The following is an 18,982-nucleotide window of genomic DNA, read 5'->3' as shown; positions in this document are numbered from 1 at the left end:
AGCTCGGCAACCCACAACTTCTTTGCCCCGCTACCGTGGATCGCATGCGAGCCATTGAGATCACCGCCCCAGGCGGACCCGAGGTCCTGGAGTGGCACGAGGTGCCCGATCCGTCCGTCGGGCCGGGGGACGTGCTCATCGACGTGGCCGCCTCGGCGGTGAACCGCGCCGACGTCCACCAGCGGATGGGCTTCTACGACCCGCCTCCCGGCGCGCCCCTGTACCCGGGGCTGGAGGTGTCGGGCGTGGTGGCCGCGGTGGGGGCGGACGTCGAGCAGTTCAAGGCCGGTGACGAGGTGTGCGCGCTGCTCGCGGGCGGCGGTTACGCCGAGCGCGTGGCGGTCCCCTGGCAGCAGGTCATGCCGGCGCCCGAGGGGCTGCCGCTGGCCGAGACCGCCGGGCTGCCCGAGGTGGCCTGCACGGTGTGGTCGAACGTGTTCATGATCGGCCGGCTGCGCCGCGGCGAGACGCTACTGGTGCACGGCGGGGCCAGCGGCATCGGCACGTTCGCGGTGCAGCTCGCCAAGGCGCTCGGCTCGCGGGTGGCGGCCACGGTCGGCTCGGAGGCGAAGGCCGAGCAGGTCAGGAAGCTGGGCGCGGACGAGGTCGTCAACTACCGCGAGGAGGACTTCGCCGACAGGGTGGAGGCCGACGTGATCCTCGACATCATGGGCGCCAAATACCTGGCGGACAACGTCCGGGCGCTGCGGACCGGCGGCCGGCTGGTGATCATCGGCCTCCAGGGCGGCAGGAAGGCCGAGCTCGACCTCGGTGCGCTGCTGACCAAGCGCGCGACCGTCCACGGCACCACGCTGCGCTCGCGTCCGGTCGACGAGAAGGGCGTCATCGTCCGCAGCGTCGTGGACAACGTGTGGCCGCTGGTCGAGGCGGGCGCCGTACGTCCCGTTGTGTACGCGAAGGTGCCCATGTCCCAGGCGGCCGATGCACACCGAATGTTGGATTCGGGAGAGCACGTCGGCAAGATCCTGCTAGTACGGTGAGTGTTATGAATGCTGAGGACAACAACACCCCTCACATCGTGGTGGTGGGCCCCGACTTCCAAGGTCAGGGCGATAGCGGTGACGAAGAGCGCTCGGTGACCAACCTGGTCGAGCAGCCTGCCAAGGTGATGCGGATCGGCAGCATGATCAGGCAGCTTCTTGAGGAGGTCCGCGCGGCCCCGCTCGACGAGGCCAGCCGCAAGCGTTTGAAGGAGATCCACGAGTCCTCCATCAAGGAGCTTGAGGACGGTTTGGCGCCCGAGCTGGTCGACGAGCTGGAGCGACTGTCGCTCCCGTTCACCGACGACAACGGCACCCCGCCCAGCGAGGCCGAGCTGCGCATCGCGCATGCCCAGCTCGTGGGCTGGCTGGAGGGTTTGTTCCACGGTATCCAGACCACCCTGTTCGCCCAGCAGATGGCCGCACGGGCGCAGCTGGAGCAGATGCGCAGGGCGCTGCCCGGCGTGCCGCAGGGTGACGAGGGCCATCGGCCGCCGAGCGGGTCGGGCCCCTACCTGTAAAGCCGTTCCAACACCTGAGCGACGCCGTCCTCGTCGTTGGACGCGGTCACGTGATCGACCGCCGCCAGCACGTCGGGATGGGCGTTCGCGACGGCGTACGACGTGCCTGCCCAGCTCAGCATGGGCAGGTCGTTCGGCATGTCCCCGAAGGCGATCACTTCGGTGGACTTGACCTCGTGCCTGCCGGCCAGCGTGGCCAGCGCCGTGGCCTTCGTCACGCCCTGGGCGCTCATCTCGACCAGTCCGCCATGGCTGGAATGGGTCGCGGTCACCAGATGCCCCACCAGGTCGTGCACGGTCGCGTGCAGTTCGTCGGCGTCCATGTCCGGATGCAGGGCCAGCAACTTGGCGCAGGGTCGGTCAGTCAGTGCGTCCCGGTCAATCCGGACGACTCCGGTTGCCTTGCGATCCAGCCCGCCCAGCCGGAAATCGGACTCATGCGCAAAACCACCTTCATACTCGACCGAAAATGCGAGATCGGACACGTTCGCTCGTAGCTGAGCGACGACTTCCGCGAGTACGTCGACGTCGATCAGGTGAGATTCAACTATCCGTTCGGTATGGAGATCGTAGACCAGAGCGCCGTTGGCGCAGATGGCCAGGCCACGGTGCCGTACGGCCCCCGCCACCCCGCCCATCCACCGGGGCGGACGTCCGGTCACGAAGATGAGCACGGCCCCGGATTCCTCGACTTTCGCGAAGGCCGCAGCCGTCCGGGGAGACACGGTTCCGTCGGCGCGCAGGGCGGTGCCGTCGAGGTCGGTGGCCACAAGACGCGGCGAAGGAAGGCTCTGCATAACAGGTTCCAGTTTGCCCGGTGATGCCGCCTGACAGAAATCTTCGTAGGGACGGGAACACCAACGCGCCAGAATGGTGTTAGATGTGATGGCGTTGTATTAGCTGATCCCGTAGTGAAAACCAGCATGACTTTGTCTGAGCCACCCCGGGTGCTTGCTGTACGACACACCGGGATCCACGAGGTGTGGATCCCATAGATTCACATCCTGAGGGAGAGCTTTTATGGCTCAGGGAACCGTCAAGTGGTTCAACGCCGAGAAGGGCTTCGGCTTCATCGCCCCGGACGGCGGTGCGCCGGACGTGTTCGTGCACTTCTCCGAGATCGTCGGCAACGGCTACCGCAGCCTTGAAGACGGCCAGCGGGTCGAGTTCGAGATCACGCAGGGACAGAAGGGGCCGCAGGCCTCCCAGGTCCGTGCCCTCTGACCTGTAGTTCGTAGTTCGCAAGAAGACCGGGGTCCGCATTCCAGCGGACTCCGGTCTTTTGCTTGTCAGGCATACCCGCGCGGGCTTGTCAGGCCACGTGGATGTCCACCGATGGGCGCAGGCGGGCCGCCGCCGCCAGAGCCTCGTGCACGGGGTGATCGGTGAATCCGTTCACCTCCTGGCCCGCCGGCTTGGCGGGGAAGGCGAGCTGCTCGTAGGCCGCCTGGAAACGCGGCCCCCACCGCCGCGCCCCCAGCCGCGCCGTACGCGAGCAGTTGTCCACCATGTACGCCACGTCCCGCGCGTGCATGTACGGCAGCAGCGAGTCCACGGCCTCGATCACCGACTCGTTGACGATCTCCGACCACGGGTGCCCGCGCTCGGCGAACTCGTCCACCTGCGCCATCATCGTGGCCACGAACATCCCGGCGGTGAAGGGATCGACGGGCAGCGTGCGCTCGCCGCGCCTGGCCCGGACCGCGTCCCCGGCCGCCCACATGGGCGAGCCGCCGATCCCGCTCATCGGGCGCGCGGCCAGCCGCCGTTCGGCGAGGATGACGCTGCGCAGCTCGGTTCCGTCGGCGACCTCGTCGTAGATCTCGGCGACCAGGTCGCGGGCCGGGCCGTACGCGGCGTTGTAGGCGCGGTCGAAGGTGTCGCGCCCGTCCGGGTCGAGGCGTTCGCGGACCGCGCGCAGGCCGTCGGCCGAGATGGTACGCGCGATGGGCCCGGTGATGTTCTCGCACGATCGCTCGTACGCGGTGACGGGGTCGTCCCCTTCGAGCCTGTAATGGCCGTACAGGGCCTCCACAAGGCCGTGTACGGCCCCCAGCAGGATCGCCCGCTCTCCCACGATGTCCGACATGTACTCGCGCTCCAGGGACGTCTGGAACGTGTACGGCGAGCCGAGCGCCACCGACCAGGCGAGGGCGCGGTCCACCGCCCGGCCGTCCGGGTCGGCGTGTACGGCGAAGCTGCTGTTGATGCCCGCGCCGTTGACCTCGGCGCCCTGCTCGTAGAGGCGGCGGACGGAGTCGCCCATGCCCTTGGGGCAGACCGCGATGACGCCGTGCCCGTCGGGGAACGTGCCGCCGGTGGCGCGCAGGTGGCCGAGCAGGAAGCCGTGCGACAGGCCGATCGTGGCGCCGGGCCGCAGGGCGGCGAAGATCTCCTCGTGGTGCGCGGCCAGGGCGGCGTCCGCGATGAGCAGGATGACCAGGTCGCTCTCCGCCACGACGTCGAGCCAGTCGCCGAGGGTGCCGTCCTGCTCGGTGAAGCCGTGGGCACGCGCGTCGGCGGCCGAGGCCGAGCCGGGACGCAGCCCCACGCTGACCCGGATGCCGGTGCCGGCCAGCGAGTCGCGCAGGTTGCGGCTCTGGGCGCGGGCCTGCGGCCCCCAGCCGATCACCCCGATCCTGCGCACGCCCCCGAAGGCTTCGGGCAGCAGCGGGAACAGGTGCCGGCCGCCACGCAGGATCGTCTCCGTGCCGCCGGGGACGTCCATCGTCTCGGTCTCGAACACCGCGGAGGTGAAGGAATTGCTCATAGCAGGAGTTGTAGGCTGAGCTGTGATGTTGCGGCAAGCGCAACATTCGCATCGGAGCGTTGCAAAGAATGAAAGGTGCTGGTCGTGGCCGATGATCGCGAGTTGCGGATCTTCCTCCACCTGGCCCGCACGCTGAACTTCGGCCGTACGAGCCTGGACTGCCACGTCAGCCCCGCCACGCTCACCCGCATGGTCCAGCGACTTGAGTCGCGGGTGGGCCACCGGCTGCTCGACCGCGGGCCGGGCGGGGTTTCGCTCACGGCCGAGGGACACCGCTTCCGCGAGTACGCCCTCTCCGCTCTCGGCCTGTGGGACGCCTACCGGCGCGCCGATCCCGACCCGGTGGAGCTCACGGGCCGGCTGACCGTGTTCGCCACCGTGACGGCCTGTCACGCGCTGCTGCCCGACCTGCTGGCGCCGTTCCGCCGGGCCCATCCGCAGGTCCGCGTCGACCTGCGTACGGGCGACGCCGAGGCCGCGCTGGCCAGGGTCGACGAGGGCGAGGCCGACGCCGCCGTGGCGGTCGTCCCGGCGCGGCTGCCGGAATCCCTGGCCAGCCGGACCGTGACGAGCACCGACCTGGTCTTCGTGACCGCGCGCGACCGCCGCGACGACGGGCTCGCCGGGCCGTTCGTCCTGCCCCGGCGCGGGCTGGTGCGGGAGGCCGCGGACCGGTGGTTCCGGCGGCGGGGGCCGTACGGGCTGGCGGCCGAGGCCGACGGGCACGAGGCGTTGCTGACGCTGGTCGCGCTGGGATACGGCACAGGAATCGTGCCGCGCATCGTGCTGGACGCGGGGGCCGTACGCGATCGGCTGGCGATCGTGCCCGCCGATCCGCCGCCGGCGTCCTTGTCCATCGGCCTGTGCGTGCGCCGGGCCGACCTTCGCCGGCCGCTGGTGGCCGCGCTGTGGAGTCTCACGAATTAGTGCTGTGGAGTCTCACGAATTAGTCACGGACCGTGCCGCCGTCCGAACTTCCCTCCGTTCCGCGCCGTCCACCCGTTCATGAGGTATGCGTGGTTATGTCACCCCGTGACCATGGCCGGGGTCATCGTGCTCTTGCTCAACGACCACCTGTTCAAACAGCTCTGGCCCGGCTTCCTCACCGGCAAGCTCAGTGACGTCGCCGGGCTCGTCGTGGCCCCCGCGCTGGTGGCGCTGCTCTTCCGGCGCCGCGCCGACCTGGCGGCCATCGTCCTGACCGGGCTGCTGTTCACGCTCGTGAAGACCACGGAGACGGGCGCAGAGCTCGCCTCCCAAGCCTGGGGGCTCGTGGCCGGGCCCTCGCGCGTCCTGGCCGACCCCACGGACCTGATCGCCCTGCCCGCCCTCGCCCTGGCCTGGTGGGTACGCCGGCGCAGCGCCACGACGGACTCGCGGAGGTGGCGGATCATGGTCACCGTGCCGCTCGCCGTCCTGGCGGTGACCGCCACGTCCGCGGCCGCCGAACCGCGGGCCGCCGTATCCGTCGAGGTGACCGGCACGGGAAAGATCGTCGTACACACGGCCGGCGACGGATCGGCCTCGCGCGTCTCCGACGACGGCGGTACGACCTGGACCGACGGGACGTTCACGTACTCGGGCGCGACGTCGATGGGCGCCCAGTGCGTGCCCGGACAGGCGACCCGCTGCTACCGCGTACGGCCGGACCGGCTGGGCGTGGAACAGTCCGACGACGGCGGCCGGGCCTGGCGACCGGCGTGGCCCCCGTCACCCGACGCCCACGAGCGGCTGACCAGGACGTACGACGAGAACGAGGTGGGCAGGCTGCGGTCGTACGACCTGGCGGTCCAGGCGCGGCCGGGCGGGCACGTCGTGATCGTCGCCAACGGCGTGGACGGCATCCTGATCCGGGACGTCTCGGGCGGGTGGCGCCGGCTCGGCTGGTCCGACACGCTCGGCACCGCGCCCGCCGCCGATCCCGCCGCCGCTTCCGACCAGGTGGACCTGAGCCCCGAGCACGGCATCGCGCTCTTCCTGGCCGCGTGCATGCTGCTGGGCGCCGTCGGGGCCGGGATGCGCAAGTACCAGGGCGTCTACCTGGCGTCGGCGGCGGTCGGCTCGCTGGCCATGTACGCCGCGCTGGACAGCGGATCCCGGACGGTCGCGCTCGTCGACCTCACCGCCTTCTTCGGCTGGATCGTGGCGCTGGTGGCGGGCATCGTGTGCCTGGTGCTGGCCTGCGACGCCAAGGCGAAGCCGGTGAGCGCGGCGACCGGCGTGGTCGCCGCGCCCCTGGTCTACGCGACCGTCTACACGCCCTTCTACGGCTGGTCGCTCGGCACACCGGCGACCTACGGGACCGCCGTCGTGCTCGCGATCGTGTTGACGAGCGTGATCGTGCTCGCGGGCGTCACCGTCATCGCGGTCGACGCCCGCCGCCATGCCTACTTGGCCGGCTCCAGCACGTCGAGCCCCACGTAGGGACGCAGCGCCTTGGGAACCACCACCGAGCCGTCGGCCTGCTGGTGGTTCTCCAGGATCGCCACGATCCACCGGGTGGTGGCCAGGGTGCCGTTGAGCGTGGCCAGATGCTGCGGCTTGCCGTCCTTGTCCCGAAAACGGACGGCGAGCCTGCGGGACTGGAACTGGGTGCAGTTGGAGGTCGAGGTCAGCTCGCGGTAGCGCCCCTGGGTGGGGATCCACGCCTCGCAGTCGAACTTGCGCGCCGCCGACATGCCGAGGTCGCCCGCTGCCGTGTCGATGATCCGGTAGGGGACCTCGATCTTGGACAGCATCTCCTTCTCCCAGGCCAGCAGCCGCTGGTGCTCCTCGTGCGCGTCCTCGGGACGGACGTAGGAGAACATCTCCACCTTGTCGAACTGGTGGACCCTGATGATGCCCCGGGTGTCCTTGCCGTACGAGCCGGCCTCGCGGCGGAAGCACGACGACCAGCCCGCGTAGCGCAGCGGCAGCTCGTCGGCGCTCACGATCTCGTTGGCGTGGTAGCCGGCCAGCGCCACCTCGGAGGTGCCGACCAGGTAGAGGTCGTCCTCGGGCAGGCGGTAGATCTCCTTGTCGTGGGCCACGTGGAAACCCGTGCCCTGCATGGTCTCCGGCTTGACCAGCACCGGCGTGATCATCGGCGTGAACCCGGCCTCGATCGCCTGCTGCATCGCCATGTTGAGCAGGCCGAGCTGAAGCCGGGCGCCGACGCCCTTGAGGAAGAAGAACCGCGAGCCCGACACCTTGGCGCCGCGCTCCATGTCGATCGCGCCGAGCGCCTCGCCCAGCTCCAGGTGGTCCTTCGGCTCGAAGTCGAACGCGCGCGGCTCGCCGAACGTCTCCAGCACGACGTAGTCGTCCTCGCCGCCCGCAGGGGCGCCTTCCTCGACGAGGTTGGGCACCGTCTGCATGAGCTCGTCGAGCTCGGCGGCCAGCTTCTCCGCCTCGGACTCGGCGGCCTTGACCTGGCTCGCGAGGTCCTTGGCCCGCTGGAGCAGCGCGGCCTTCTCCTCGCCCTGCGCCTTGGAGACCGACTTGCCCATGCTCTTTTGCTCAGCGCGCATCGACTCGAACGAGGTCAGCGCGGATCGGTGGCGCTCGTCGAGGTCGAGCAGCGTGTCGACGACGGAGTCGTCCTCACCGCGGGCACGCTGCGACGCCCGTAGCCGGTCGGGATCCTCACGAAGGGTACGCAGGTCAATCACAAGGAAAAGGCTACCGGCGCCCGCCCCCACCCCGCCCCCCGTATTCCTCCCGCCCCTCCGATTCCTGGGCCGTCGCAGGCGGGCACAGCCGCAACCGGGGCACTCTCACCCGCCGGTAGCGTGCGATTCCCGGGCGCGTCACAGACGCGCCCGCGCTGCCCCGGTGTCGCGTAGGTGGGTCAGACCTTGCCGGCTCTGACGCGGGCCAGCCAGTCGGCGGCATCGGCGAACTCCGTGTCGGCCGTGCCCCTCTTGAGCTGCGGCGCGACCCCGTCAGCCCGCGGATAGCTGCCGAGGAAGCGCACTTCACCGCAGATCCGGTGAAGCCCGGCGATGGCCTCGCCGACCCGCGCGTCGGCGACATGCCCCTCGAAGTCGAAGTGGAAGAAGTAGCGCCCGATCCCGTCACCCGTGGGGCGCGACTCGATGCGCGTCAGGTTGACCCCGCGCACGGAGAACTCGGTCAGCATCTCCAGAAGCGCACCCGGATGGTCATCGGCGAGGAAGACGACCAGCGTGGTGCGGTCGGACCCGGTCGCCTCCGGCAGCGGCCCCGGACGGCTCACCTTGATGAACCTGGTCACCGTGTCGGACCGGTCACCGATGTCGTCGGCCAGCCCGACCAGCCCGTAGTGCTCACCGGCGATGCGCGCGGCGATGGCCGCGTCGTACGGCGCCCCGGGCAGCGAGACCTCCTGGGCCGCGGCCGCCGTCGAAGGCGCGGCGACCACCACGGCGTCGGGCAGCTCGCGGGCGATGAAGGCGCGGCACTGCGTGATGGCCGCGGGATGCGTGTAGACCCGCTTGATGTGCACGATCTCGGTGTCGGGCCTGGCCAGCAGCGAGAACTGGACCGGGAGCAGCAGCTCGGCCGTGATCATCAACGGCTCGCCCCAGGCGAACTCGTCGAGCGTCGTGGTGATCGCGCCCTCGATGGAGTTCTCCAGCGGCACGACGGCGCCGTCGGCGTCACCGGAACGGGCGGCGTTGAGCGCCGCGCTGACCGTGGCGCAGGGCAGGCGCTCGGCGATCGGGTCGAGGAGCCTCAGGGCCTCTTCGGTGAAGGTCCCTTCCGGTCCGAGATAGGCGAGTCTGGGCATGCTTCCAGAGTATCCGCAGGTGGGCGCATCACGCCGCCTTTTCACCGACCGCGTACCGCGACCGTCCGACCACACTCCGAAGTCGCGCCAAGACCTGCGGCTATCCCTTCAGAACCCGCGACGGAACCAGCGGCCCGAGGCCCAGCCGGGCCGCCCGTACCGCCTGCTCCTCCTCCGGCGAGAGCGGCTGCTGCCCCTTGCCGCCCACCACCGGCCGCACGTACGTGCGGGTCTCACTCGTCCCGTTGATCGAGGTCAGTACGATGCCGTCGCCCAACCCGTTGATCATGGCGACCGAGAACGAGAGCCTGCCGGTCATCTCGGCGAGCGCGTCGTAGCGGCACACGGCCACGTCCCTGATGGCCTTCAGGTCACCGCCGCCCTCGCCCGCCTGCCTGGCCAGCCGCCGCAGGCAGTCGTCGACGGCGTTCCTGGCCTGCCTGAGGCCCATGTAGCCGATGAGCACGCCGCTCGCCCCGGCCACCACACCCACGACAACCCAAGCGGTAATGAACACAACACAGAGCGTAATGCCTCGGTCAGGCCAGTTGCCGCCGTTTTGGCAACCACGAGACGAGCAACCAGACCAGAACCAGCGCCCCCAGCCCGAAACCGTTCTGGACGATCTTCCCCAGCACCAGGCTCACCCCCGGGATCTGGGCGGCGATCAGCGAAACCCCCCACCAGGGGACGGGAACCACGTAGAACAGCCAAACCCCCGCGGCCACCCGCAACCTGACTGGATCGCGCCCGTCACCGACGATCGCCCCGAGCACCACGACCACCCAGGCCAGATGGTGGATCCAGGCGACGGGCGAGAGCAGCACCGCCATGAGCCCCGTGAGCGCGACCGCCGTGAGCTGGTCCTTCGCCTGGTACGCCGCCCGCGCCCCCCGGAACCCGTACCAGGCCACGGCCGCCACGACCACGGCCCAGATCACGAACGTCAGCGACTCCGGCATGTACAGCCGCAGCAGCATGCCCCGGATCGACTGGTTCGTCGTGGCCCTGTTCGCCCCCAGCCGTTCCGGATCGAGCAGCGCCGAGAACCAGAAGTCGGACGCGTCCTGCGGGATCACCACGAACGGCAGCAACGTCAGCGCCGCCGCCACGAAGGACGCCATGAAGAACGTCCGCCACTGCTTGGTGATCAGCAGATAGATCAGGAAGACGCCCGGCGTCAGCTTCACCGCCGTGGCCAGTCCGATCATGAATCCGCGTGGCCACCAGGGCCGCCGCGCCACGCAGTCCACCAGGCACAGGGTGACCAGCAGGATGTCCACCTGCCCGAACCGCACCTGGTCGCGGATCGGCATCAGGTACGTGCAGGCCACCATGAGCAGCGCGAACACCCACGGCACGTACGACCGCAACGCCTGGCGGAAGGAGAACCAGACCGTGACGGCCAGAGCCACGAAGATCCCGGCCGTCCACACCCATTGGGCGGTGCCCCAGGACATCTCGGCCAGCAGCACGGCCAGCATCGCCGCGATGGGCGGGTAGGTGAAGGGCAACAATTGGGGCGCGGGCGTGAAGAACTCGTACACCGGGCGCCCGTCGAGCAACATCTGCCCGCCGGTACGGTAGACGTCGAGGTCGACGAGCCGCTGATCGTCCGGGTTGGTCAGCCATGTGTGCACCAGGGGCGCCGCCGCCGCCGCGACGACGAGCGCCACGACCACCCACGCCCACCACTGCCGCCGGATCACCTGCACCTCGCCTCTTGTCACGATGTGGCACGTTACCGTGGCTGTTGATCGAGGGCGCAGACACTGGGGGTTCCGTACATGCCATCCGCCACGCTCGGGGCCGAGCACCGAGAGCATCACGCCCGCCCCGCGTACGCGCCCGCAACCCCCCGTCCTGGAGCCGCAGCACGCCGAGCACGTCGCCCGCACGTCACCCTGCTCCTCACCCTGCTCCTCACCCTGCTCCTCGGTCTCCTCCTCGCGACCGCCCTTCTCCCCGCCACGCCCGCCGCCGCCACGCCCGCAGCCACACCCGCCGCCACACCGGGCACGGCGTCCCGCGGCCCGGCGGGCCGGGTGGCTCTCGTCGGCGTCCCCGGTCTCCAGTGGAGCGACTTCAGCGAGTCAGGCACCCCCACCCTGTGGAAACTCGTCACCCAGGGCGGCTCCGCCTCGCTGTCCACCCGCGCCGTACCGCCCCCTGACCGTGGCATCACCTGCCCCATGGCCGGTTGGCTGACCATCTCCGCAGGCCAGCGCGCCGGAACCCCCGGCCGAGGCTGCCCCCTCCCGCAGAGCCCCCGACCGGCCGGAGAGGGCGCCACCGTCCCCGGCTGGCAGGACCTGGTGGCCTTCCAGTCCGACACCGGTTACGCCGCCCAACTGGGCACGCTCGGCCAGCTGGTGACCGACAGCGGGGGCAAGGTGGCGGCGATCGGCCCCGGCGCCGCCCTCGCCGCCGCCGACAAGACCGGAAAAGTCGCCAAATACGCCCCCACCCTCGACACCCTGAACGACCTGACCCCCTACAACCTGATCGTCTTCGAAGCCGCCGACCTCGCCACCGCCTGGGCCCGCACCCCCCTCGACGAGTACGGCATCCCGACCTCCCTCCCGGCCCCCGAACGCCAGGCCGCCGCGACCCGCGCGGACCAGCAGATCGCCGCCCTGGTCGGCGAGCTGCCGCCGAGCACCACCCTCCTGCTCGCCGGCATCTCCGACATCAGCCCCAACGCCCACCTCCACGCCGCCATCGCCACGGGCCCGTCCCCGGACGGGCAGCCGTACCCGCACGGCTACCTCACCGCCTCCTCCACCCGCCAGGACGGCCTGGTCACCATCACCGACCTCACCGCCACCGCCATCCAGGTCCTGGGCCTGACCGCCCCCCAGGGTGTCGTCGGCCGCCCCTGGCAGCCCGACGGCAACGCCCCCGCGTCGGCCGCCGGCACGGTGACGCGGCTCGCCGACGGCGACCTGGCCAGCCAGGTGCTCAAAGACGTACGCGGCCCCTTCTTCACCGTCTTGGTGAGCGTCCAGCTCCTCTTCTACGCCTTCGCCGCCCTGGCACTCCGCCGCCGCTCGGCCCGCGTCCCGGAAACCCCGTCCACCGGCGACGACACCCCCAGCACGCCCTCCTCCGAGGACGACCACCCCGGTACGCCCGCCACCGCCTCCCCGGCCGGGGAAACCCCGCCGGACGACCGCACCCCCACACCGCCCCCGGCCTCGCCCTCGATCCCGCCCCCGAGCGGCGCGCCGGCGGGCGCCTCAAGGCTGCTGGTGGCGGTTCAGGTGGTGGCGACCGTCAGCGGCGCCATCGCCGTCTCCACCTTCCTGGCCCAGCTCGTGCCCTGGTGGAGCCTGCCGATGCCGATGGTGTCGGTGATCGTGACGATCCTGGCCATAGCCGCCCTGATCACCGCCCTCGCCTTCGCCGGTCCGTGGCGCTCGCACGTGCTCGGCCCGCTCACCGTGGTCGCCTCCATCACCTCGCTCGCCCTCCTCATCGACGTGATGACCGGCTCGGCACTCCAGGTGAACGCCGTCACCGGCTACGAACCCGTGACCGGAGGACGTTTCTACGGCTTCAGCAACATCGCCTTCGCCGTCTACGCCACCGGCACGATTCTCGGCCTGGCCGGAGTGGCACAGTGGCTGCTCGGCAGAGGCGTCTCCAGGACCGTGGTCGTGACGCTGTGCGCCCTGTACGCGGCGTTCGCCGTCTTCGCGGATGGTTCGCCCTCGTGGGGGGCCGACTTCGGCGGTGTTCCGGCGTTCGTCATCGGTGCGGCGGTCTTCCTCATCCTGCTGTCGGGCAAGCGCGTGTCGGTGCTGAAACTGCTCCTGGTGGGAGTGGTCGCGGTCGTGCTGATCGCCGGCATCTCGGTCTTCGACTGGATGCGTCCCGCCGACAGGCGAACCCACCTGGGCACCTTCGTGCAGCAGGTCATCGACGGCCAGGCGTGGACCGTCGTCGGGCGCAAGCTGACGGCCATGATCGGCGTAACCGTGGGCAACTGGTCACTGACCCTCCTCTCGCTGGTCGCGCTGGCCTTCCTGTTCCTGGTGCTGGCCCGGCCCTCGCGGTGGGGCGCCTCGGCGCTCGGTCAGGCGTACGCGCTGGCCCCGCCGCTCAGGGCCGGCCTGTTCGGGACGCTGACGTGCGCCTTCATCGGCTTCCTCATGAACGACTCGGGCATCGCCATCCCGGCCATGGCGCTCACGGTGGCGGTGCCGCTGACGCTGGCGGCCTGCGTACGCGCCCTCCAGCTCGCCACGCCCACACCGTCAGAGCAACGGTCAACGCCAGCAGCGCCCACGCGATCTGAGGCCTGACCACGCCACTGAGCCATTCGAGCCCCTGCGGCTGCCCGTCCACCCGGGCGGGCAGGTACGCCAGGGACAGGACCAGCAGGTGTACGACCATGAACCCGTCCACGGCGGAGGCCCCCACCAGGACGAGCATCCCGAACGCCAGCCCGTCGTACCAGGGCAGGATGTACGGCGTGGCGAACAGGTAGGCCACGACGAGCGCCGCCGCCACGACCGGCGCCTCCAGCCCCCCGGACGCGGCCTGGCCCGCCGCGGCACGCCTGGCGGCCAGCCGCAGCAGCGACCACGCGACGAGGCCCAGCACCACGAGGGCACCGACCTGGATCTCCCCCCGGTACGCGCTCCCCGTCCCCACCAGGGCCCAGAGCCACCCCTGCACCAGCTTCCAGAACGACACGTGTGAGATCGCCTTGCTGGTCGTGGTCACCGGCGTGATCGCCTCGGGGCCGACGATCGCGTAACCGGCGATCACCACGGCGAGCGCGGCGGCCGCCATGACGGCGAGCCGCCCCGGACGCCGGCGCAGCTCCCACGCCGGCCCCAGCGCCACCAGGCCCGCGTTGAGCTTCGTCGCCACCCCCAGCCCGAGCAGCAGGCCCGATGCCAGGGGACGTGCCCTGGCCAGCAGCGCGGCCACCATGCAGGCGATGGCGAGGGTGTCGGCGTGCATGCCCGCGACCAGGTGGTAGAGCAGGAGCGGGTTGGCCGCCCACAACAGGGCCGCCCGCCGGCGCCGGACCGGGTCGTGCCTGGTGAAGCGGTCGACGAGCAGGGCCGTGACGATGAAGGCGGCGGCGTTGAACACCGCCAGCACGAAGATGGCCAGCCGGAGCGAGTCGCCGCCGATCCAGCTCGCCAGCGCCTGGAGGGCCGTGGCCACAGGGCCGTAGACGCTGGGCTCCTCGCGCCACGGCCGCTCGACCGCGTCGGCGATGGGATCTCCCGGCAGGTCGTCGGCGCCGTGCGTGTACGGGTTCAGCCCCAGCGTGACCATGCGCCCATAGGCGGCGTAGTTGAGATGGTCGCCGGACCCCGAGGGCGGCAGGAACGCGAGCACCCCCGCGGCGAGGCACCCGAACAGCACCAGAAGACGCGGATCCGGCCGGAGCCGATCACGCGGGACGGCCGCCAGCGCCGCCAGCAACCCCAGCCCCCCGACCACGATCGCGGCGGCGGCCAGCACGATCACCAGGTACGGATCAGGACGGGCGTCGAACGAGTACGACGGCTGCCACGCGGGCCCGCCCAGCGCCGGAACCATGGGCGAAGGCCCGAGCAACCCGATCGTGATCGTCAGCAGCACCGAGACCGCGATCATCACCAGCCCCGGGACCGCGAGCCGCCCCAGCACCCCGCCGACCAGCCGCTCGTCGGCGGCCGACCTCGGAAGACATGGCGATCCCGCCCTGAAGGGCAGGTCTTGGGCCTGTTTGCGGCGCCTCTCCGAAGTCACCCGCAAATTCCAGCACACTCACCACAACCCCAGCCCCGGATCACCCACCCCTGTGGATAACCCGCAGCCCAAAATCACCGCTTAGGGCGGAGTTTGCCAAGATTTTCAACCACCACCGGCTCCCGAGTCGCCAGAGCCAGCGCCACGTCCCGGAGCTGCCGAGCCCGATGCAACTGGGCCCGCCAGTCGTTGCCCGTGGCCCGGTGGGACATCTCCACCTCGACCTCGGTGACCCTGAACCCCTTGCGCAACAGGTCGATCGTCAGCGCCATCTCCACACCGAACCCGTGCGCCAGCGGCCGGGCGGCCTCGAAGGCGGCCCTGGTCAGGCAGCGCTGGCCGTTGAGCGGCTGGGTGGCCTCGAAGCCGGTGGCGCGGCGGATGCCGTCCTTGGACACGCGCACGACTAAGCCGTGGCCGCCGAGCTTCACCCGCGTGCCGAAGACCGCGATCGTCATGTCGGCCGCACCGGCGCGTACGGGCTCCATCAGCGGCGCCGCGGCGCCCGCCGTGTCACCCAGGTCGGCGTCGAGGAAGAGCAGGTGGCGAGGGGTACGGTCCTCGTCGAGGAGGCGTACGGCCTCCGCACCCGTCTCCATGGCCGCGGCCTTGCCCCGGTTGCGGCTGTGCCGGACCACCCGCGCACCCGCCGCCCGCGCCACCCTGCCGGTCTGGTCCGTCGAGCCGTCGTCGACGACCACGACGAGATCGACACCGGGCAGGCCGGCCGCGGCGGCGACGGTGGCGGCGATGCGGTCGCCCTCGTTCGCCGCGGGGATGACGACCGCCGTGTCCCCTTGCGTCATGATCCCTCGGTGATGAGGAACTCCTGCGGCACCTCGTCATGCACGGTGAACACCGAGACGAGCCCCGTCACCTGCAGGATCTTCCGGACGGCAGGACGCGGCGCGGCCACTTCCAGCACGCCTCCCCGCTCTTTCATGCGCTTGAGCGCCGAGAGCAGCACGTTCATCCCCGTGGAGTCGCAGAAATCCACGGCGGACATGTCGATGACCACCCGGCTGGGCCCGTCCTGCAGCAGCCGAGTGAACTCGGCCTGCAGGTGAGGCGCCGTATAGAGGTCGATTTCTCCGGTGATGGCAACGAGTGCGCACCCGGCATGTGATCGAGTCGAGACCTTGAGCTCCACATGGGCAGGCTAGCGGCGCGGAGGCTTCCGGTCACGTTGTCACGCCGAGAGGGGAACGACAGGTTTTTGTCCTCCGTTTGGGCTCCATCAAAACGGAGAGTACGCGAAGCTTGACAGCGTGACACCGGAACCGGCACCGCTTCATGGAGAAGGAGGGGCTGAGGCCCGCCGTTCGGGCCTCGTATCGATGAATGCAGAGAAACCTGAAGATCCACAGCGCCAGGGTCTCCGAGAACGTCTGGAGACCATCCTCATACGTACAGAAAAGGCGGCTTCATGGCATGACGAGGCAGCGCGGCTGCGCAGTCTGCTGAACCACGAGGGCTACGTCCCGATCCGCACCAGGCTCGCCAGCGAGGACCTCGACTTCCTGGCCGGCGCCCGCGCCGACCTGCTCAGGTTCTCCGAGCTCGGGCTGCGGCTGCTCGACCTGCACCAGCCGCGCGACGCGGGGGGCATCACGAGCGACACCGCCAACCCGATCCTGCGATGCCGGAGCTGCATGTGGCGCTGGCCCTGCCCGACGTTTCGGGCGATGTCGGAGTCGTTCGGTCAACGTGACGCCGCGCTCCCCGAAACCGCCTGAACCAGGCGGCCCACCCAAGGCGCCCTCCGAAGCGGCCGAGCCAAGGCGGGCAAGGCACACCGAGGCAGCACACCAGGCTGCGTGACCAGAGCGGTGAATCGAGGCAGGACACAGTGCGGGAACGTCAGCTTCCGGGCACCAGGGGCAACCGGATCTCGAACCGGCACCCCGGCCCTTCGTTGACCACCCCGATCATCCCATCATGCGCCTCGACGATCCCCTGGGCGATCGCCAGCCCGAGCCCGGCGCCGCCGTCGGCGGTGGGCGTACGCGCGGCCTCCCCCCGGAACGCCACCTCGAACACCCGAGGCAGATCCTCCTCGGGAATCCCCCCGCAACCATCGGCCACCGACAGACAGGCCATCCCCGCCTCGTCCACACCGGCCCGCAGCACCACGGCCCGGTCCGAAGGCGTGTGCCGGACGGCGTTGACGACCAGGTTCCGCAGGGCCCGGCCCAGCGCGGCCGCGTCGGCCTCCACGGGCACGGCCCCCGCCGCCTCCGCCGTGAGCACCACCCCCTTGGCCCTGGCCAGCGGCTCGACCCCGGCCAGCGTGTCCGCGACCAGGTTGGCGAGCCCGATCCTGGCCCGTGAGAGCCGCAGCGCGCCCGCGTGGATCCGCGACAACTCGAACAGGTCGTCCACCATGGCCGAGAGCCGTTCGACCTCCAGCTTGATCTGCCCGTGATAGCGCCCGACCGTCGCCGGGTCGGCCACCACCCGGTCCTCCAGGGCCTCTGCCATGGCCCTCAGGCCCGCGAGCGGCGTGCGCAGGTCGTGGCTCACCCAGGCGACCAGTTCCCGCCGCGCGCCTTCGAGCGCGCGTTCCCGCGCGTACGCCTCCTCAAGGGTGCTCGCGATCTCCTGCAGCTCGGCCGGCAGCCCCAGGGGCGCCCTGAACGGCACGTCGCGTACGGCCGCCACCAGCCGCCTGCTCTCGCCCACCACCCGCTTCGCCAGCACGAACGCGACCCCGAGCCCCACCAGCCCGCCCACGGCGACCACGCTGAGCACGAAGTCCTTGACCGCCCCCTCGATGATCATCCTCATCGTGATGGCGACCACGCCCGCCAGCGTCGCCGCGACGGCGACCACCACGACGACGGCCAGCATCACCCCGATCGACCTGGTCCGCAGCCGTCCCATCACCCACAGGCCCGCGGCCGCGACCAGCAGCCCCAGCCCGGCCGAGACGGCCACGACCACGGGCAGCTCGCTCACGGACACCATGACCTCCGGGCACGTCTCCCCCAGGCAGGGCGACGGAGTGATCACCCCGCCCCCTCCAGCGGCTCGTAGCGGTATCCCACGCCCCAGACCGTGACGATCCGCCGCGGCTCGGTCGGGTCCGCCTCGACCTTCTCGCGCAGCCGCCGCACGTGCACGGTCACCGTCGAGGAGTCGCCGAACGACCACCCCCACACCTGGTCGAGCAGCGCCGACCGGCTGAACGCCTGCCGCGGGTTGCGCATGAGGTAGGCCAGCAGGTCGAACTCCCTGGCCGTCAGCATCACCTGGTCGCCGCCCAGCCGTACGTCGTGGGCCCCGACGTCGACGACGAGGTCGCCGTCGCGCAGCACGCCGGTCCCGGCAGTGACGGACGCCCCCCGGGCCCTGCGCAGGACCGACTGGACGCGCAACGCCAGCTCCCGGGGACTGAACGGCTTGGTCACGTAGTCGTCGGCCCCGGTCTCCAGACCCACCACCCGGTCGATCTCCTCGCCGAGCGCGGTCAGCATGATCACCGGGACCGGCCAGCGCTCCCTGAGCTTCCTGCACACCTGGAGCCCGTCGATCCTGGGCAACATCAGGTCGAGCACCATGAGGTCGGGCGGATCGGCCAGCGCCCTGCGCAACGCCTCGGCGCCGTCGCCCACGCACTCGACCTCGTGCCCGTCGCGCTCCAGATAACGCGCCACGACCTCCGAGACGGTCGGATCGTCGTCCACCACAAGGATGCGCGTGTTCACCGTCTCACCGTACGGCTGAGCCCCACGTGGGCGACATGTACGTCATGAGTTCGTAAGCCTCGCGGATCACCCACCGAGGACGTACGGTGGCCTCATGAGTAGAGTCGTCATGCTCGTTTTAGGGGCCGTTCTCGGCCTCTTCGTGCTGTTCACCTTCCTCCTGCCCCTGCTGGCGGGTCTGTTCAAGATCGCTCTGATCATCGGGGTCGTGGCTCTGATCGTCTTCGTCGCGGTCACCCTCGTCGGTAAGTCCCGTTCGTCACAGTGACGCTGTTCCTGTTCGACCCGTGGCTGGTGGGGATCACCATGGTGGCGATCCTCCTCCTGGCCACGTGGGCGGCCACGTTGCTGCCCACCGTCGGCGGCGAGCCTCCGGGCTCCCCGCTGACCTACGCGCGCCGCACGGCCTTCCAGCGGCTGCGCGATCCCGACGCGGCCGGACGCCCGCGTCCACGAGCGCCTTAGCCGAGCCCCGC

The 18,982-nt window shown here is 70.6% G+C and carries 20 protein-coding genes; 9 read left to right on the top strand and 11 right to left on the bottom strand.

Annotated features, from left to right (window positions below; all coding sequences use genetic code 11):
* Nucleotides 1-44 precede the first annotated feature (44 nt).
* Both DMB42_RS33910 and DMB42_RS33905 read left to right on the top strand, forming a co-directional pair.
* A complete protein-coding gene (locus DMB42_RS33910) occupies nt 45-1,001 on the top strand; it encodes an NAD(P)H-quinone oxidoreductase (protein WP_125641065.1) in 957 nt (318 codons plus the stop codon).
* A gap of 5 nt (nt 1,002-1,006) precedes the next feature.
* Nucleotides 1,007-1,522, top strand: a complete 516-nt coding sequence (locus DMB42_RS33905) for a bacterial proteasome activator family protein (protein WP_125641062.1) — start codon at nt 1,007-1,009, stop codon at nt 1,520-1,522.
* On the opposite strand, the gene DMB42_RS33900 is transcribed toward DMB42_RS33905, so the two are convergent.
* The gene (locus tag DMB42_RS33900; protein ID WP_312024777.1) at nt 1,513-2,292 is read right to left on the bottom strand and encodes an HAD family hydrolase; all 780 of its coding nucleotides are present in this window, start codon (nt 2,290-2,292) and stop codon (nt 1,513-1,515) included. The two genes, DMB42_RS33905 and DMB42_RS33900, sit on opposite strands and share 10 nt — an antisense overlap.
* A gap of 250 nt (nt 2,293-2,542) precedes the next feature.
* Between DMB42_RS33900 and DMB42_RS33895 the strand changes: the two genes are divergently transcribed.
* Nucleotides 2,543-2,746 (top strand): cold-shock protein, encoded by a 204-nt coding sequence (locus DMB42_RS33895; protein ID WP_080043977.1) that lies wholly within the window; start codon nt 2,543-2,545, stop codon nt 2,744-2,746.
* A gap of 88 nt (nt 2,747-2,834) precedes the next feature.
* On the opposite strand, the gene DMB42_RS33890 is transcribed toward DMB42_RS33895, so the two are convergent.
* Nucleotides 2,835-4,292 (bottom strand): ketol-acid reductoisomerase, encoded by a 1,458-nt coding sequence (locus DMB42_RS33890; protein ID WP_125641056.1) that lies wholly within the window; start codon nt 4,290-4,292, stop codon nt 2,835-2,837.
* Between the two features lie 84 nt (nt 4,293-4,376).
* Here DMB42_RS33890 and DMB42_RS33885 point away from each other — a divergent pair, with 84 nt between their 5' ends.
* Both DMB42_RS33885 and DMB42_RS33880 read left to right on the top strand, forming a co-directional pair.
* Complete coding sequence (locus tag DMB42_RS33885; protein WP_125641053.1) at nt 4,377-5,219, top strand: LysR substrate-binding domain-containing protein; 843 nt, start codon at nt 4,377-4,379, stop codon at nt 5,217-5,219.
* Between the two features lie 111 nt (nt 5,220-5,330).
* Nucleotides 5,331-6,716, top strand: coding sequence for a hypothetical protein (locus tag DMB42_RS33880; protein WP_185844995.1), 1,386 nt, complete (start codon nt 5,331-5,333; stop codon nt 6,714-6,716).
* Here the strand turns inward: DMB42_RS33880 and serS are convergent.
* From serS to DMB42_RS33860, 4 genes are all read right to left on the bottom strand, one after another.
* Nucleotides 6,680-7,942, bottom strand: a complete 1,263-nt coding sequence (serS, locus tag DMB42_RS33875) for a serine--tRNA ligase (protein ID WP_125641049.1) — start codon at nt 7,940-7,942, stop codon at nt 6,680-6,682. The genes DMB42_RS33880 and serS overlap by 37 nt on opposite strands.
* A gap of 179 nt (nt 7,943-8,121) precedes the next feature.
* Nucleotides 8,122-9,042, bottom strand: coding sequence for a prephenate dehydratase (gene pheA, locus DMB42_RS33870; RefSeq protein WP_125641046.1), 921 nt, complete (start codon nt 9,040-9,042; stop codon nt 8,122-8,124).
* 100 nt (nt 9,043-9,142) lie between these two features.
* Nucleotides 9,143-9,559 carry a DUF4446 family protein gene (locus DMB42_RS33865; protein WP_260478108.1) on the bottom strand — a complete coding sequence of 139 codons (417 nt, stop codon included), beginning with the start codon at nt 9,557-9,559 and terminating at the stop codon, nt 9,143-9,145.
* A gap of 22 nt (nt 9,560-9,581) precedes the next feature.
* Nucleotides 9,582-10,772 carry a glycosyltransferase 87 family protein gene (locus DMB42_RS33860; protein WP_260478107.1) on the bottom strand — a complete coding sequence of 397 codons (1,191 nt, stop codon included), beginning with the start codon at nt 10,770-10,772 and terminating at the stop codon, nt 9,582-9,584.
* Between the two features lie 57 nt (nt 10,773-10,829).
* Here DMB42_RS33860 and DMB42_RS55345 point away from each other — a divergent pair, with 57 nt between their 5' ends.
* Nucleotides 10,830-13,349 (top strand): hypothetical protein, encoded by a 2,520-nt coding sequence (locus DMB42_RS55345; protein WP_260478106.1) that lies wholly within the window; start codon nt 10,830-10,832, stop codon nt 13,347-13,349.
* On the opposite strand, the gene mptB is transcribed toward DMB42_RS55345, so the two are convergent.
* The 3 genes from mptB to DMB42_RS33840 all read right to left on the bottom strand — a co-directional run bounded on the left by mptB (nt 13,234) and on the right by DMB42_RS33840 (nt 15,949).
* On the bottom strand, nt 13,234-14,799 hold the full coding sequence (mptB, locus tag DMB42_RS33850; protein ID WP_260478105.1) for a polyprenol phosphomannose-dependent alpha 1,6 mannosyltransferase MptB: 1,566 nt from the start codon (nt 14,797-14,799) through the stop codon (nt 13,234-13,236). The two genes, DMB42_RS55345 and mptB, sit on opposite strands and share 116 nt — an antisense overlap.
* Before the next feature lie 74 nt (nt 14,800-14,873).
* Nucleotides 14,874-15,605, bottom strand: coding sequence for a glycosyltransferase (locus tag DMB42_RS33845; protein WP_125641044.1), 732 nt, complete (start codon nt 15,603-15,605; stop codon nt 14,874-14,876).
* Nucleotides 15,602-15,949 (bottom strand): STAS domain-containing protein, encoded by a 348-nt coding sequence (locus DMB42_RS33840; RefSeq protein ID WP_125641041.1) that lies wholly within the window; start codon nt 15,947-15,949, stop codon nt 15,602-15,604. Before DMB42_RS33840 ends, DMB42_RS33845 begins: the two co-directional genes overlap by 4 nt.
* Before the next feature lie 118 nt (nt 15,950-16,067).
* Here DMB42_RS33840 and DMB42_RS33835 point away from each other — a divergent pair, with 118 nt between their 5' ends.
* Nucleotides 16,068-16,535: a hypothetical protein gene (locus DMB42_RS33835; protein WP_260478104.1), complete on the top strand. Its 468-nt coding sequence runs from the start codon at nt 16,068-16,070 to the stop codon at nt 16,533-16,535.
* Between the two features lie 124 nt (nt 16,536-16,659).
* Here DMB42_RS33835 and DMB42_RS33830 read toward each other — a convergent pair whose 3' ends face one another.
* Both DMB42_RS33830 and DMB42_RS33825 read right to left on the bottom strand, forming a co-directional pair.
* Nucleotides 16,660-17,811, bottom strand: coding sequence for a sensor histidine kinase KdpD (locus tag DMB42_RS33830; RefSeq protein WP_260478103.1), 1,152 nt, complete (start codon nt 17,809-17,811; stop codon nt 16,660-16,662).
* Nucleotides 17,808-18,506, bottom strand: coding sequence for a response regulator transcription factor (locus DMB42_RS33825; protein ID WP_125641039.1), 699 nt, complete (start codon nt 18,504-18,506; stop codon nt 17,808-17,810). Before DMB42_RS33825 ends, DMB42_RS33830 begins: the two co-directional genes overlap by 4 nt.
* A gap of 94 nt (nt 18,507-18,600) precedes the next feature.
* Here DMB42_RS33825 and DMB42_RS53550 point away from each other — a divergent pair, with 94 nt between their 5' ends.
* On the top strand, nt 18,601-18,774 hold the full coding sequence (locus tag DMB42_RS53550; RefSeq protein WP_185844998.1) for a hypothetical protein: 174 nt from the start codon (nt 18,601-18,603) through the stop codon (nt 18,772-18,774).
* On the top strand, nt 18,771-18,971 hold the full coding sequence (locus DMB42_RS33820; protein WP_125641036.1) for a DUF6412 domain-containing protein: 201 nt from the start codon (nt 18,771-18,773) through the stop codon (nt 18,969-18,971). The genes DMB42_RS53550 and DMB42_RS33820 overlap by 4 nt, the downstream gene beginning before the upstream one ends.
* The last annotated feature ends 11 nt before the right edge of the window (nt 18,972-18,982 follow it).

The sequence above is a fragment of the Nonomuraea sp. WAC 01424 genome, assembly GCF_003947315.1.
GTDB lineage: Bacteria > Actinomycetota > Actinomycetes > Streptosporangiales > Streptosporangiaceae > Nonomuraea > Nonomuraea spiralis.
Note: the sequence above shows the minus strand (reverse complement) of the source record. Positions and strands in the feature narration are given on the sequence as shown.